General features: G+C 62.6%; 14 protein-coding genes and 1 rRNA gene. 12 read left to right on the forward strand and 3 right to left on the reverse strand.

The genetic code is table 11. From position 1 onward, the window contains the following. Positions 1-291 precede the first annotated feature (291 nt). From rrf to CVS28_RS11865, 12 genes are all read left to right on the forward strand, one after another. A 5S ribosomal RNA gene (gene rrf / locus CVS28_RS11810) occupies positions 292-408 on the forward strand. Positions 409-570: 162 nt separating this feature from the next. Further along, positions 571-1,059 carry an SRPBCC domain-containing protein gene (locus tag CVS28_RS11815; RefSeq protein WP_103481638.1) on the forward strand — a complete coding sequence of 163 codons (489 nt, stop codon included), beginning with the start codon at positions 571-573 and terminating at the stop codon, positions 1,057-1,059. A 104-nt stretch (positions 1,060-1,163) separates the two neighbouring features. Further along, positions 1,164-3,185, forward strand: a complete 2,022-nt coding sequence (locus CVS28_RS20150) for a hypothetical protein (protein WP_103481639.1) — start codon at positions 1,164-1,166, stop codon at positions 3,183-3,185. Continuing rightward, complete coding sequence (locus CVS28_RS11825; protein WP_103481640.1) at positions 3,175-4,191, forward strand: HAD-IIA family hydrolase; 1,017 nt, start codon at positions 3,175-3,177, stop codon at positions 4,189-4,191. The genes CVS28_RS20150 and CVS28_RS11825 overlap by 11 nt, the downstream gene beginning before the upstream one ends. Further along, positions 4,188-4,379 (forward strand): hypothetical protein, encoded by a 192-nt coding sequence (locus CVS28_RS11830; protein WP_103481641.1) that lies wholly within the window; start codon positions 4,188-4,190, stop codon positions 4,377-4,379. The genes CVS28_RS11825 and CVS28_RS11830 overlap by 4 nt, the downstream gene beginning before the upstream one ends. Beyond that, positions 4,376-5,206, forward strand: a complete 831-nt coding sequence (locus tag CVS28_RS11835; RefSeq protein ID WP_103481642.1) for a TlyA family RNA methyltransferase — start codon at positions 4,376-4,378, stop codon at positions 5,204-5,206. Before CVS28_RS11830 ends, CVS28_RS11835 begins: the two co-directional genes overlap by 4 nt. 45 nt (positions 5,207-5,251) lie before the next feature. Beyond that, positions 5,252-6,328 (forward strand): NAD kinase, encoded by a 1,077-nt coding sequence (locus CVS28_RS11840; protein ID WP_103466315.1) that lies wholly within the window; start codon positions 5,252-5,254, stop codon positions 6,326-6,328. Next, positions 6,325-8,052 (forward strand): DNA repair protein RecN, encoded by a 1,728-nt coding sequence (gene recN / locus CVS28_RS11845; protein WP_103481643.1) that lies wholly within the window; start codon positions 6,325-6,327, stop codon positions 8,050-8,052. The genes CVS28_RS11840 and recN overlap by 4 nt, the downstream gene beginning before the upstream one ends. Positions 8,053-8,111: 59 nt before the next feature. Further along, positions 8,112-9,818: a CTP synthase gene (locus CVS28_RS11850; protein ID WP_103481644.1), complete on the forward strand. Its 1,707-nt coding sequence runs from the start codon at positions 8,112-8,114 to the stop codon at positions 9,816-9,818. After that, the gene (locus tag CVS28_RS11855) at positions 9,818-10,504 is read left to right on the forward strand and encodes an NUDIX domain-containing protein (RefSeq protein WP_243399860.1); all 687 of its coding nucleotides are present in this window, start codon (positions 9,818-9,820) and stop codon (positions 10,502-10,504) included. Before CVS28_RS11850 ends, CVS28_RS11855 begins: the two co-directional genes overlap by 1 nt. After that, positions 10,471-11,457, forward strand: coding sequence for a site-specific tyrosine recombinase XerD (xerD, locus tag CVS28_RS11860; RefSeq protein ID WP_103466312.1), 987 nt, complete (start codon positions 10,471-10,473; stop codon positions 11,455-11,457). Before CVS28_RS11855 ends, xerD begins: the two co-directional genes overlap by 34 nt. Positions 11,458-11,570: 113 nt before the next feature. After that, on the forward strand, positions 11,571-11,969 hold the full coding sequence (locus CVS28_RS11865) for a rhodanese-like domain-containing protein (protein ID WP_103481745.1): 399 nt from the start codon (positions 11,571-11,573) through the stop codon (positions 11,967-11,969). Positions 11,970-12,058: 89 nt separating this feature from the next. Here the strand turns inward: CVS28_RS11865 and CVS28_RS11870 are convergent, their stop codons facing one another. From CVS28_RS11870 to CVS28_RS11880, 3 genes are read right to left on the reverse strand one after another with little or no spacing between them, the layout of a single operon-like run. Continuing rightward, complete coding sequence (locus CVS28_RS11870) at positions 12,059-12,463, reverse strand: RidA family protein (RefSeq protein ID WP_044571890.1); 405 nt, start codon at positions 12,461-12,463, stop codon at positions 12,059-12,061. Next, positions 12,460-13,221: an IclR family transcriptional regulator gene (locus CVS28_RS11875; RefSeq protein WP_103481645.1), complete on the reverse strand. Its 762-nt coding sequence runs from the start codon at positions 13,219-13,221 to the stop codon at positions 12,460-12,462. Before CVS28_RS11875 ends, CVS28_RS11870 begins: the two co-directional genes overlap by 4 nt. Then, positions 13,218-14,237 carry a sugar kinase gene (locus tag CVS28_RS11880; RefSeq protein ID WP_103481646.1) on the reverse strand — a complete coding sequence of 340 codons (1,020 nt, stop codon included), beginning with the start codon at positions 14,235-14,237 and terminating at the stop codon, positions 13,218-13,220. The genes CVS28_RS11875 and CVS28_RS11880 overlap by 4 nt, the downstream gene beginning before the upstream one ends. Positions 14,238-14,377: the final 140 nt, after the last annotated feature.

A 14,377-nucleotide genomic window follows, 5' to 3' on the forward strand; every position in this document is an offset into this window, starting at 1 on the left:
CTAAAGACTCGTGAAGCTGACCGGTACTAATAAGCCGATAACTTACACTACACACACCTTATAAAGCATAAATTGCTCGCGTTCACTATGTGGTTCCCAACCAACAAACCCAGAGTTTGTTAGTTGAAACGGAAACCAAAAAAATGACAGGTAACCCCTGTGACCACCCCCACCCCAAAAAAGTGTGGAACGGTCACAAGGAGCCTGTATAATAAAATACTGTTGTTCATCACAGAACACCCAACAAGCCACCCAACCACCAGCACCTGCTGAACGGTTTGGGGAACGAGTTACGGTGGTCATAGCGTGGGGGAAACGCCCGGTCCCATTCCGAACCCGGAAGCTAAGACCCACAGCGCCGATGGTACTGCATTCGTGAGGATGTGGGAGAGTAGGACACCGCCGGACAACACGTAAAAAAGGTAGAGGCCCCACACCACGGTGTGGGGCCTCCCTTGNAACACGTTTTTTCGACCACTACTGCGGGTCAGATGTTTAACAGCCGGCCTGTAGGATTTTCATGCAGCCTTGGGTCATGCCATCCGGGTGTTGGAGACGTAAAGTAGGTGGATGCCTAATCTTTTTTCCCACGCACATGAACCGGACTATGTATCGCCCCGGGCCGCTGAATCGTTTGTTGAGTCGGTTGTGATCGATGTTCCAGTCGACCAGGCGTTTGACGGCTTCACCGACGCCATCCATCTGTGGTGGCCGGTCTCGGAGCAGAGCGTCTTCGGCGATGGCAGCACGGTTGCCATTTTGCGCGACCACCTGGTGGAGGAATCGTTGGACGGCGACGAACTGGTCTGGGCCGACGTCCATGAGTGGGAATCGCCGTCGTTCATCAAATTGCAGTGGACCTTGGGCCAAGAGCAGTTCGGCACAGCTGAGATAGAAATCCATTTTGAACCGGTTGACGGGGACATGACCCGCGTCAGAATCGATTACCAGCAAGTTTCTAGGCTCGAGAGTGCCTCTGACGGCGTGTTTGTCTGTGATTGGCCACTCATCTGCTCCAGATACGCCAGATTCATGGGTGGAGCCGTAAAGCTCGACTAGACTGGTAGATGGACCAATGGGTCCAGAGATTTTTCAAAGATCATCAATAGTGAAGAGCGGCTGTTACTGTGCCAGTTAGTGCGCTCGAAGGTTTAGGAGTCGACATGGCTGAGCATTACGAAGGCAAGAGCGAGGGTAACTCCCGCGGACGCGACAACAACAATGGTGGTGGCCGTCCTTACAGTGACCGTCCGGCGACCAACGACCGCCAGCCGGCGCGTCCCTACACCGACCGTCCGGCACGCAGCAACGACCGCCCCTCCTACGGCGATCGCGACAACCGCGGTGGCCAGGGTGGCCAGGGCGGACGTCCCTCAGGCGACCGTCCCTCGTACGGCAACCGTGACGACCGTCCGGCCCGCTCCGGTGGCGACCGTCCCTACGGCGACCGCCCCGCGCGCAGCAACGATCGCCCCTCCTTCGGTGGCCGCGACGACCGTGGTGGCCAGGGTGGCCGCCCTTCAGGTGACCGTCCGTCCTATGGTGACCGTCCGGCACGCAGCAACGATCGCCCTTCATACGGTGACCGTGACAACCGCGGTGCTGACCGTCCCATGGTGAATGGCCGTCGCGAAGACCGCAAGCCTTTTGGTGACCGCGACAACCGTGGTGGCCAGGGTGGACGCCCTTCAGGGGACCGCCCGTCCTATGGTGACCGTCCGGCACGCAGCAACGACCGTCCCTCAGGCGACCGCCCTTCTTACGGCAACCGTGACGACCGCGGTGGACGCCCCTCGGGCGACCGCCCTTCCTTCGGCGGCCGCGATGACCGCGGTGGCCAGGGTGGCCGCCCATCAGGTGACCGCCCCTCCTTCGGCGGCCGTGATGACCGCGGCGGCCAGGGTGGACGCCCATCAGGTGACCGTCCCTCCTACGGTGACCGTCCGGCACGCAGCAACGACCGTCCCTCAGGCGACCGCCCCACATATGGCAACCGTGACGACCGTCCGGCACGCTCCGGTGGCGACCGCCCCACATATGGCAACCGTGACGACCGTCCGGCACGCTCCGGTGGCGACCGCCCCTACGGTGACCGTCCCGCACGCAGCAACGACCGCCCGTCGGGTGACCGTGACAACCGCGGTGCACGCGAAGAACGCGGCCCCCGCACGGCTCCGGAGCGTAACGCTGGCGATCTGCGCAGCTCCAACCGCCCGGACCGCGACCGTTCACCGCACATCGACAGCGATGTCACGGGTGAAGAGCTGGACAAGGTAACCCGCGCCCAGCTGCGCATCCTGGATTCCCGCAACAACGAATGGGTTTCCAAGCACTTGGTCATGGCCGGCCGTTTGATCGACTTCGAACCGGAGCTGGCTTTCGAGCACGCGCTGGCAGCAAGCCGTCGTGGTGGCCGTTTGGCTTGTGTCCGTGAAGCAGTGGCCATGACGGCCTATGCAGCCGGCAAGTACGACGAGGCGTTGCGTGAATTGCGCACCTTCCGTCGCATCAGTGGCTCCAACGTTCACCTGCCCTTGATGGCAGACTGCGAACGCGGCTTGGGCCGCCCGGACCGCGCACTGGACTTGATCAAGTCTGAGGACGCAGCAACGTTGGACACGGCCGGCAAGGTTGAATTGGCCATTGTTGAATCCGGTGCCCGCGGCGATCTTGGCGAACTTGACGCTGCTCTGTCGGCCTTGGAAATCCCGCAGCTGGACATCAACCGTGCGTTCTCCTTCAGCCCGCGCCTGTTCCGTGCCTATGGCATGGTGTTGCGCGCAGCTGACCGCAAGGATGAGGCCAAGACGTGGGAACGCCAGGCATTGGTGGCCGAGGAAGCCTTGGGCATCGATGACAGCACCGACCAGATCATCATGGACCTGGGCGACGATGAAGACATCCCGTTGGACGCGCCGCGCGCTCGTGTTCGCGTTTCCGATGTCATGGCTCCGGCCACGGCACCTGTCATCAACGACGCCGCTACCTTGGCAGCAGCCGAGCTCACCTCCAGCGATGCCGAGGCGGCAGAGTTGGACGAGCCGAACGTTGACGACGCCGAGTCTTCCTACTTTGAATCTGATGATGCTGAATCAGATCAGGACAGTGCTGACGAGGTTGATTCAGCTGACGTAGCCTTCGCCGAAGGCGAGGATTCCGGCGAGCACAACAACAGTGACAGCTAAGAATTTGCTCACTGACTATGACGCGGTTTTGGCGGATCTGGACGGCGTGGTTTACGCCGGTCCGGCCGCCATTCCCGGCGCCATTGACGCGTTGAGCGGCCTTGCCTCGCTCAACGTAAAGCTGGCGTACGTGACGAATAATGCCTCACGTACGCCAGCGCAGGTCGCTGCCCATTTGCGCGAGCTTGGCGCCCCTGCCGACGACGATCAAGTGGTCAGCTCTGCACAGGCTGGCGCTGCCCTCCTGGCCCAAAAGTTTCCGGCCGGAACGAAGGTTCTGGTCACCGGCAGCGAGGCCTTGGCTCAGGAAGTTCAGGCCTTTGGCATGGAGATCGTTGCAGGCGCTGCCGACTCACCGCAGGTAGTCATCCAGGGCTTTGACCCGGGACTTGGCTGGGCTGATCTGGCCGAGGCCACCTACGCCATCAATGCTGGTGCGGTATGGATCGCCACCAACACGGACATGACCATTCCCCGGGATCGGGGGATCGCCCCCGGCAACGGGACCTTGGTCGCAGCGGTGCGTGCCGCCGTCGGCCACGACCCCTTGGTGGCAGGAAAACCTGAAGCGCCACTCTTCCACACAGCCGCCAATCGTTTGGGTGCCAAGGCGCCCCTGGTGGTGGGTGACCGGCTGGACACCGACATTCTGGGCGGCAACAACGCCGGAATGGCCACGGCCCTGGTCCTGACGGGTGTGGATTCGGGCGAGACTGCGCTGCGCGCCTGCACAGCTGAGCGGCCCACGTTCATCATCCCCACGCTGAAGGAGCTGTACAGCGCCTACCCGGCCATTGAGTTCGACGGCGCAACAGTCACCTGTGGTGCCGCTGCCGCGACCGTAACGCGTGGCAGTGACGGCGAGTCCGTGGACACGGTTCACATTGCCGGCACCACTGACGATCCAGATGCGTGGCGGGCCGCGTGTGCCGCGTGGTGGGCTGCAGTGCCCCAGGCGGATGCGGCAACCACACCAGTCATCACTTGGCACAGCACCCTCCCATGAACGAAGTAATAATCGCAGCGTCCGAGCCCACCGGCGATCCCGGCGTTGACGCGCTGGTGGAGCTGGCCGCTGCGGCCGGCCAGCTCCCGGTGGGGGACCACAAAGAGCTGTACGCCACCGTCTTAGTGGGGCTGGAAATTGAACTCAACGCCGACCCCTCCGCTGCACTCAAAGGAGTATCCCCATGACCCGTTTGGACCAAGAACTGGTCAACCGCGGCCTTGCCCAGTCACGGACCATGGCCGCCACGTTCATCAAGGCTGGCCGGGTCAGCGTTGATGGCATCACCTCAGTCAAGGCCGCGCATTCTGTCACGGAGCTGACGCAACTGGAGCTGGCCCCCGGGACTGAAGAGGACTACGTCTCCCGCGCCGGCCACAAACTGGCTGGTGCCCTGGCGCATTTCCCGCAGGTCAGCATTGCCGGCAAGCGCTGCTTTGACGCAGGCGCCTCAACAGGTGGCTTCACTGACGTTTTGCTGCGCAACGGTGCGGCCAAGGTCGCCGCCGTGGATGTGGGGCACGGACAGCTAGTTGAGTCCCTGCGCAACGATCCTCGTGTGGAAGTCTACGAGGGCCTCAACATTCGCTACATGCACCCCGAGGACATGGGCGGTGCAGCAGACCTCACAGTTTGTGACCTGTCCTTCATCTCCCTGACCAAGGTCATGGGCCCCTTGACCTTGGCCACCAAGGAGGGCGGTGAGCTGCTGCTCATGGTCAAGCCCCAGTTTGAGGTGGGCAAGGACCGCCTGGCCCGCACGGGTGTTGTCAGCAGTGAGAATGAACGACGCCGGGCAGTGGCCCTGGTTGCCCAGTCCGCCGTCGCCAATGGCTTGCGCCTGCACGGCATTGGCACCAGTTCCCTGCCCGGCCAAGAGGGAAATGTTGAGTATTTTCTGCTGGCTAGCCGTGAAGTGTCAGGGCCTGCGCCTAAGATCGAAGAACAAGAGCTGGCAGTTCAGACATTGCTGGCCCAGCTGTGGCCTGCTGTGCAAGGGGCTGGCAGCAAGTAGTCCAGTAATAAGTTCTCCTGCTACAACGTGATGAGGAAACAGCACATGACACGGCGCGTCTTGATTCTGGCCCATACCGGCCGTGAAGAGTCGATGCTGGCAGCCCTCGAGGCGTGCGTGGAACTTCATGCAAACAGTATTGTTCCCGTCATGTACGCCGACGAACTGGCAGACATGACAGGCTACCTGGGGGTTTCCGGGGTCAAAATGGAGATCCTTGACAGGGATGTCACCTTGGCCGACATTGAACTGGTCATGGTCCTGGGCGGCGACGGCACCATTCTGCGGGCCGCAGAAATTGTGCGCGACTTTGACCTGCCCCTGCTCGGCGTCAACCTGGGCCATGTGGGCTTTTTGGCCGAGAGCGAGCGCGAGGAGCTCATCCAAACTGTTGCGGCAGTGGTGCAGCGCAAGTACACCGTCGAGGAACGTATGTGCCTTGACGTGGTGGTCAAGGTCGCCGGCAAAGTGGTGGCGCACACCTGGGCGCTGAATGAAGTTGCCTTGGAAAAGGGCAACCGCGAACGCATGATTGAAGTCGTCACCGAAGTCGATGGCAGGCCGCTGACCTCCTTTGGCTGCGACGGCGTGGTGATGGCCACGCCCACAGGATCCACGGCCTACGCCTTTTCTGCCGGCGGCCCCGTGGTGTGGCCCGGGGTGGAAGCCCTGCTCATGGTCCCCATCAGCGCCCACGCACTTTTTGCCAAGCCGCTGGTGGTGGCACCCACCTCCACCTTGGCCGTTGAAGTGCTGACCCGCAACGGCGCCTACGGCGTCATTTGGTGCGATGGCAGGCGCACGGTGGATCTGCTCCCCGGCGCCCGCATCGAGGTCACCCGCTCGTCCAAGCCGGTCAAGTTGGCCAGGACACAGCAATCCACCTTCTCCGAACGCCTGGTGCGCAAGTTTGAGCTGCCGGTGCAAGGCTGGCGCGGCCCTTCGGCCGAGGAGTCCCAGCCAACCACCACCCAGCTGCCCATCATCAACACCCTGCGCCCTAAAACATCCTTGGAAGGCCCACGCACGGGGCCCATTCCCCAGCTGCCGGATTTGAGAATTCCACCCCAGGAAAGCCAGTACTCCGGCACCCAGGGGTTCTACGGAGAGGAGACCAAGTGATTGAAGAGATTCGCATTCGCGACCTTGGCGTCATTTCCGAATCAACCCTGCCGCTGGGCCCAGGCCTGAGCGTCGTCAGCGGCGAGACCGGCGCCGGCAAGACCATGGTGGTGACCGCCGTCGGACTTCTGCTGGGCAACAGGGCAGATGCCGGAGCCGTCCGCAATGGGGCAAAGTCAGCCTCCGCTGAAGCGACCCTGACTCTGCCTGCGGGCCATCCGGCACTGCTGCGCGCCCTGGAGGCGGGGGCCGACATTGACGAGTTCGACGGCGGTGCGCAACTGATCCTGGCCCGCACAGTCAGTGCCGATGGGCGCAGCCGGGCCCATGTTGGCGGGCGCAGTGCACCCATTGGTGTGCTCAACGAGCTGGGGGAGGCCCTGGTTGCCGTGCATGGGCAGTCGGACCAGATCCGGCTCAAGAACCCCTCTGCCCAGCGAGTGGCCCTGGACAAGTTTGCGGCCGAAGCCAACAAGGGTTTTGCTGCCAAACTGCGCAGCTACAAGCAGGTCTTTGAGCGGTGGCGTGAAACGCAGGCCGAGCTGGCGCTGCTGCGCTCAGCCAGCCGGGAACGCCTGCGCGAAGCCGAGTCGTTGTCAACGGCCTTGGCCGAGATCGATGCCGTGGACCCTTTGCCGGCCGAGGACGAGATCCTCAAGGCCCAGGCTGTGAAGCTGGGCAATGTTGAGGAGCTGCGCAAAGCCGCCTTGGGCGCCCATGAGGCGCTGAGTGCTGCCGACTACGGTGATGGCGTTGACGCGGCGGCCCTGGTGGACACAGCAAAACGCTTGGTCGAGGCTGTTGCCGCCAGCGATGAGGAGCTGACGCAAACCGCCAAGCGGCTTTCCGAGGTGGGATACCTGTTGGCCGACATCGCCCGGGACCTGGCCAGCTACGCCACCTCCCTGGATTCGGACGGTCCCGGGCGGCTTTCCGAGGTGGAGGACCGGCGGGGAGCCCTGGCCGTGTTGGTGCGCAAATACGCCCCGAGCATTGATGAAGTCCTTGCCTGGGCCAACTCTGCACGTGTTCGGCTGGCGGATCTCAGTGATGATTCGGGCCGCATCGAGTCCCTCGAGGCGCAGGAGACGGCCGCACTGGCTGAGTTGGGCGTCCTGGCAGCCGAGGTCACCACCTTGCGCAGTTCGGCAGCTGCCAAGCTGGCCAAGGCTGTCAGCGCCGAACTGAAAGCGCTTGCCATGCCGGACGCCAAACTGGTCATCGACATCACCACGGCCGAGCGCAGCATCCACGGCGAGGACGATATTGCCTTCCTGCTGGCCCCGCACGCAGGCGCGCTGCCGCGGCCACTGGGCAAGGGCGCCTCCGGTGGTGAGCTCTCCCGCGTGATGCTGGCCCTTGAAGTGGTGCTGGCAGCCGTGGACCCGGTGCCGACTTTTGTTTTTGACGAGGTTGATTCCGGCGTAGGCGGCAAGGCTGCGGTGGAAATTGGGCGCAGGCTGGCCATGCTGGCCCAACATGTGCAGGTATTGGTGGTCACACACTTGCCACAGGTTGCGGCATTTGCGGACCAACACATCCTGGTCACCAAGAGTTCTGTGAGCAAAAACTCAACAGGAATTACCACCAGCAATGTGCGGCTTTTGACGTACGAGGAACGGGTTGTGGAATTGGCTCGAATGCTTGCAGGGCAGGAGGACTCAGCCACTGCGCAGGCCCACGCCAAGGAATTGTTGGCGCAGGCAGCACGCCCCGCATCCTAGGACAAGGGGCGCCTATGCTTAATGTAAGTACCGTCCGCGAACGTTTATTGGCTCATTAGATGATAGGCTCGAATCCCGTGGTGCAACGATCAAATTCCCGGTTCAGTGGTCAGTCCAAGACGACCAAACACATCTTCGTCACCGGCGGAGTCGCGTCCTCGCTCGGTAAGGGACTGACGGCTTCCAGCCTCGGCCACCTTCTCCGTGCACGCGGCCTGTCGGTCACAATGCAAAAACTCGATCCCTATCTCAACGTGGATCCTGGCACAATGAATCCCTTCCAGCACGGTGAAGTCTTCGTCACTGACGACGGCGCCGAAACAGACCTGGACATTGGCCATTACGAGCGCTTCCTTGATGAAAATCTTGAGGGCTCCGCCAATGTCACCACAGGTCAGGTGTACTCAACAGTTATTGCCAAGGAACGCCGCGGCGAATACCTTGGTGACACTGTTCAGGTCATCCCGCATATCACCGACGAGATCAAGCGTCGCATGCGCCTGCCTGCCGAAGGCAAGAACGCCCCCGACGTCATCATCACCGAAATTGGTGGCACTGTTGGCGACATCGAATCCCAGCCGTTCCTGGAGTCGGCACGCCAGGTCCGCCAGGACATTGGCCGCAACAATGTGTTCTTCGCACATGTTTCCCTGGTGCCCTACATTGGCCCGTCCCAGGAACTGAAGACCAAGCCCACGCAGCACTCTGTTGCAGCGTTGCGCTCACTGGGCATCCAGCCCGACGCCCTCATCCTGCGCTCCGACCGTGTCCTGCCCGCGGCAATGCACACCAAGATTGGCCGCGCCTGCGATGTTGACGTCGAAGCAGTCATTGGCTGCCCGGACGCCCCCAGCATCTACGACATCCCCAAGACCTTGCACTCGCAGGGCCTGGATTCCTACATTGTGCGTGCCCTGGACCTGCCGTTCAAGGACGTGGACTGGACCAAGTGGGACAAGCTTCTTGAAGCCGTCCACAACCCCCTTCACCACATTGTGATCGCCTTGGTGGGCAAGTACATTGACCTGCCGGACGCTTACCTGTCCGTTACCGAAGCCCTGCGTGCCGGCGGTTTCGCCAACAGCACCAAGGTCAAGATTCGCTGGGTCCCCTCCGATGACTGCGAAACCGAAGCCGGTGCCCGCACGGCACTGGGCGACGTTGACGCCATCTGCGTGCCCGGCGGCTTCGGCATCCGTGGCCTGGAAGGCAAGCTTGGCGCGCTGAAGTTTGCCCGCGAAAACAAGATCCCCACGCTGGGTCTTTGCCTCGGCCTGCAGTCCATGGTTATTGAGTACGCACGGAACATTGTTGGCTTGGAAGGCGCATCGTCCTCCGAGTTCGACGACAACCCCACGTACCCCGTCATTGCCACCATGGAAGAGCAGCTGGACATTGTGGGCGGCAAGGGCGATCTGGGCGGCACCATGCGCCTGGGCCTCTACCCCGCAGTGCTGACCGAAGGCTCCGTCATTGCGGAGACCTACGGCACCACCGACGTTTCCGAACGCCACCGTCATCGCTACGAGGTCAACAACAAGTACCGCGAGCAGATTGCAGCAGCTGGCTTGGTGTTCTCCGGAACATCACCTGACGGCAAGCTCGTGGAATTTGTTGAACTGCCCCGTGAGGTGCACCCGTACTACGTTTCCACCCAGGCACACCCGGAATTGAGCTCGCGCCCCACCCGGCCGCACCCGCTCTTTGCCGGTCTGGTGGCTGCAGCCCTGGAACGCCAAAAAGCAACACAGTTGTTGGAAGTTTAATGACCGCGCCCGGTACACCGTCCTGGACGGACACGATGCACCCAGCGGGGGAGCCGGTGGCTGACACTCTCAGCCACCGCCCCTTGCAGTCCTCCTCGACGGTGTACCAGGGCCGCATCTGGGACGTAGTCTCAGATACTTTTTCGCTGGCTCCCGGTGCCAAACCGCTGACCCGTGACTACATTGCCCACCCTGGGGCGGTGGCCGTTGTGGTGCTGAACGACCACAACCAAGTCCTGATGCTGAGCCAGTACAGGCATCCCGTCCAGATGGTCCTCTGGGAGATCCCGGCCGGCCTTTTGGATGTGGAGGGCGAGGACTATGTTGTAGGTGCCGCCCGCGAATTGGCTGAAGAGGCCGATCTTGTGGCAGCCCAATGGCATGTTCTGACCGACTTCTTCAACTCTCCCGGTTCCTCCAGCGAAGCCATCAGAATCTATCTGGCACGCGGACTTTCCATGGTGCCCGAGGCCGAACGCCACGTGCGCACGGAAGAGGAAGCCGAAATCGAGTTCCGCTGGGTTGACCTTGCCGAGGCCGCCACCGCCGTGCTGGAGGGGCGCATTCACAACCCGTCCGCCGTCGTAGGCATTTTGGCGGCAGCTCAGGCGCAACGTGACGGCTTTGCCTCCTTGCGCCCGGCTGGTGCGCCATGGCCAGAACACCCGGCCCAGCGCCAGCGGTGACCTCGCCGGAAACTTCCTCGGTGCTGGCCAGGAGCATTCAAGATTATCTGCTCCACGTTGGCGTTGAACGTGGCTTGGCGGCCAATACCTTGCAGGCCTATGCCAGGGACTTGCGGCGCTACGAGGAGTTTCTTGCCGCCGCCCACGTCACCGAACTGGGCCACATCACCCGCCACCATGTCAGCGAGTTTGCCCAAGGGCTGTCTGACGGGGCCGACGGCGGCTCAGCTCTGGGCCTGCGCTCGGTGGCAAGAACAGTGGTGGCTGTGCGCGGCCTGCACAAGTTCTGGGCTTTGGAGGGCATGAGCGACGCCGATCCCGCAGCAGACATACACCCGCCCCAAGCCGGGCAGCGATTGCCTAAAGCCATCAGCGTGTACGACGTCACGCGCATCCTGGAAGCGGCCGGCACGGACACCCCCACCGGCCTGCGGGATGCGGCCATGCTCGAATTCCTGTACTCCACCGGTGCCCGCATCAGCGAGGCAGTGGGGCTTGACGTTGACGACCTGGTTCTTCCCGAGAGTCTCGATGACGGACCGTCGCTGGTGCGGCTCTTCGGCAAGGGCTCCAAGGAACGCATTGTGCCCATTGGCTCGTACGCCCTGCGCGCCCTGGAGGCCTACCTGGTGCGCGGGCGCCCCGTTTTGGTGGCCAAGGGCGCCGGCACGCCTGCCCTGTTCCTCAATGCCAGAGGTGGCCGGATCAGCCGGCAAAGCGTGTGGACAATCCTGAAGGCCGCCGCCGAGGCTGCACAGGTCCAGACAGTCGTCTCCCCGCACACGCTGCGCCATTCCTTTGCCACACACCTGCTGGAGGGCGGTGCCGATGTCCGCGTGGTGCAGGAACTGCTGGGCCACGCCTCGGTCACCACCACGCAGGTGTACACGCTCGTCACGGCCGAAACGCTGCGTGAAGTTTATGCTGCGGCGCATCCAAGGGCCCTCGGCTAACTTTTACAACTGACCCGCAGAAAACGCCGAAAAAACGCGAATTTGGGGCGTTTTTCGGCGCTTTGTGCGGGTCAGTTTGAAGTGCGGTCATGATGCCGCTTTATGCTGGAAGCATGAGCGCAGCCACCGAGTATTTTCGGAACAAATTGGATTTTGAGATTGACGTGATGGACGTCCACGGGAGTCTCGCGTCGGGGGAGTTTGTGCTGGTGGACACCCGCCGCCACGCCTCCTGGGAGCACGGGCACATCCCGGGAGCCCTGCACCTGCCCACGGCGCTCATTCCGGCCCAGGCGGCCGTGTTCATCCCCGCCGGGACACCGGTAGTGGTGTATTCGTGGGGGCCGGGCTGCAACGGCAGCACCTTTGCCGCCCTCGCCTTCGCCGAGCTGGGCTATCCGGTCAAGGAAATGTTGGGCGGCCTTGAATACTGGGCCAGGAACGGCCTGCCAGTGGAGTCCTCCGACGGCGTCAATTCGCCTCCCGGCGATCCGCTCGTCACGGCAGGCTAAAATGCCAACTGACCCGCAGTAAACGACGAAAAAACACGATTTTCATCGATTTTTCGGCGTTTTCTGCGGGTCAGTTGTAAAAAAGGGGATTAGGCGGTGACGGCCAGGGCGTCGATCTCCACGAGCATGACTTCGTGCGGCAGGTCAACGAAGACGGTGGTGCGGGAGGGGAGTGCGCCGCTGGGCACGTTCTCCTTGATGAAGTCGCCGTAAACCTCGTTCATGGCGGGGAAGTCGTCGCGCGTGGTCAGGTAGACGCGGAACATGATGACGTCTTCAACGCTGGAGCCGCCGGCTTCCAGGATGGCCTTGACGTTCTCGAGCGTGCGGCGGGTCTGGACGCGGACGTCGCCGGCGCCAATGTACTCATTGACGGTGGGGTCCATGGGGCCCTGGCCGGAGACCTGGAACAGGCCGCCCTTCTTGACTCCCTGGGAGAAGACATGCGCCGGGGCCGGAGCGTTTTCGGTCAAGACGATAGTTTTTTCACTCATCGAGTGTTCCTTTCATTGGAGACCCAGCCCAAATCCTTCGAGATGGCCTCGGTCCCGTTTATTAGTATTGGCAGTAATTTCAGCAAGTCTTCATAGTTCAGCAGCACGACCGGGACCGAGAATGATGCCGCCCCCACCACACGTCCCGATGCGTCCCTGATGGGTGCTGCCACGCAGTGCACAATCGCTTCATGCTCCGATTTGTCCTGCGCCCACCCCTGGTCGCGCACAGTGGCCAGCTCAGCCAGCAATGCTTCAGGGGTGGTGAGGGTGTGCTCCGTCATTTTGACGTAGTCCAGCCCGGCAGCAATTTGTTCCTGGCGCGAGCGCGGCATGTCAGCGAGGATGACCTTTGCCACGGCCGCAGAATGCAGCGCCGCGGTGAGGCCGATCCTGGAGTACATCCGGACCGGGTGGTGCGACTCGAATTTGTCGATGTACACCACCTCGGCGCCCTCCAGCTCAGCCAAGTGCACGGTGTGACCTGTTTGGTCGTTCAGCCTGGCTAGATGTGGGCGGGCCACCTGCCGCAGATCCCGTTGTTCCAGCGCCAGAGAGGACAGTTCAAAGAGTTTGCGCCCCAACTGGAACTGCCCGGCGTTGTTGCGCACCAGAAAATGTTCGGCCTCCAGTGAGTGCAAAAGGCGCATCACGGTGGTCTTGTGGACGTTGGAGGTGGAGGCCAGCTCATCGAGCGTGGCGGGCTGCTTCGCCAGCTGCGCCATCAGATCCAGGGCGCGGACCAGGCTTTGGCTCATGGCAGGGCTCCTGTCAGTACGGGGGAGTCGATCCGGCCGGGCGCCACATGCGTGGCGGCCCAGTCAGCCTCGGAGCAGGCCAGGATCTTTTCCAGCACCTCGGTGCTGGGCAGCGGGCCGCGGTCCCCGGGGACAGTCAGGGTGGCTGCGGCGCTCAAGTGGCCGCGGCGCAGGGATGAGCGCTGGTCAAGGCCAAAGAGCATGCCGCTGAGGTAGCCGGCAGCGAAGGCGTCGCCGGCACCCACAGGCTCCAGCACCGAGACGCTCAGGGACGGCACTTCCACCCGGCCGCCGTCGCGCATCAGGGCAATCGCCGAGGTGTGCGCGTTCTTGAGGACAATGACCGCCGGGTCCGGCAGCATGGCCCGCAGTTCCGCTTCGTCATTGGTGCCGAAGGCCGCAATGGCTTCATCGGCGCCCACCAGCACGACGTCGGACTGGTTGGCCAGGGTGCGCAGGATGCTTTCGTCCTCCTGGGCCCACAGTGCCCCGCGCCAGTTCACGTCAAAGGAGACCAGCCGGCCGTTGCGGGGAAGGGCCAGGATGCCTGCCAGTAGCGCCCGGCAGTCGGGGGAGAGCGCTGCCGTGATGCCGCTGAGGTGGATCAGGGCGGCCTGATCCAGCAGGGTTGCCACGGCGGGGTTGTCCAGCATGGCAGGGCTCATGGCCGAGGCTGCAGAGCCGTGGCGGTAGTACAGCACGGAGCTTTCCTCGGAGTCCGATTGCGAGGACGCCGGAATCTTCACATAAAGGCCCGTGGCGCGGGTGTCATCGCGTTCCACGCCGCTGACGCCCACATCATGGGATGACAGGTCGTTGAGGATGCGGGTGCCAAAACCGTCGTCGCCAACACGGCCCACCCAATGGGCAGCGACACCCATGGCGGCCAGGCCCATGGCCACATTGGATTCTGCTCCGCCCACGCCATAAAACAGTTCCGTGGCCTCAGCTAGCGGCACTTGGTGTGTGGGGGTGAGCATGGCCATCGTCTCTCCGATGCAAACAACTGAAAGCATGGACTCTCTGCACTTCCTCTCACACGGTTGGGCGACTAATTTCACTGGTAAATCAAGGGGACGGAGGGAGTTTCCAACAGCCTTGGCTGTGCTTGGCATCTCATTCCCGCCTTGACGGACGAATCCAGACCATGTTAGAC

Source organism: Arthrobacter glacialis (genome assembly GCF_002909415.1).
Classification (GTDB): Bacteria; Actinomycetota; Actinomycetes; order Actinomycetales; family Micrococcaceae; genus Specibacter; species Specibacter glacialis.

Excerpts from the sequence above, each read along its gene's own strand:
- CVS28_RS11840 (WP_103466315.1), top strand. The coding sequence starts at position 5,252 with ATGACACGGCGCGTCTTGATTCTGGCCCATACCGGCCGTGAAGAGTCG.
- CVS28_RS11875 (WP_103481645.1), bottom strand. The coding sequence starts at position 13,221 with ATGAGCCAAAGCCTGGTCCGCGCCCTGGATCTGATGGCGCAGCTGGCG.
- CVS28_RS11855 (WP_243399860.1), top strand. The coding sequence starts at position 9,818 with ATGACCGCGCCCGGTACACCGTCCTGGACGGACACGATGCACCCAGCG.
- CVS28_RS11865 (WP_103481745.1), top strand. The coding sequence starts at position 11,571 with ATGAGCGCAGCCACCGAGTATTTTCGGAACAAATTGGATTTTGAGATT.
- CVS28_RS11830 (WP_103481641.1), top strand. The coding sequence starts at position 4,188 with ATGAACGAAGTAATAATCGCAGCGTCCGAGCCCACCGGCGATCCCGGC.
- CVS28_RS11835 (WP_103481642.1), top strand. The coding sequence starts at position 4,376 with ATGACCCGTTTGGACCAAGAACTGGTCAACCGCGGCCTTGCCCAGTCA.
- CVS28_RS11880 (WP_103481646.1), bottom strand. The coding sequence starts at position 14,237 with ATGCTTTCAGTTGTTTGCATCGGAGAGACGATGGCCATGCTCACCCCC.
- CVS28_RS11870 (WP_044571890.1), bottom strand. The coding sequence starts at position 12,463 with ATGAGTGAAAAAACTATCGTCTTGACCGAAAACGCTCCGGCCCCGGCG.
- CVS28_RS11850 (WP_103481644.1), top strand. The coding sequence starts at position 8,112 with ATGATAGGCTCGAATCCCGTGGTGCAACGATCAAATTCCCGGTTCAGT.
- xerD (WP_103466312.1), top strand. The coding sequence starts at position 10,471 with ATGGCCAGAACACCCGGCCCAGCGCCAGCGGTGACCTCGCCGGAAACT.
- CVS28_RS20150 (WP_103481639.1), top strand. The coding sequence starts at position 1,164 with ATGGCTGAGCATTACGAAGGCAAGAGCGAGGGTAACTCCCGCGGACGC.
- CVS28_RS11815 (WP_103481638.1), top strand. The coding sequence starts at position 571 with ATGCCTAATCTTTTTTCCCACGCACATGAACCGGACTATGTATCGCCC.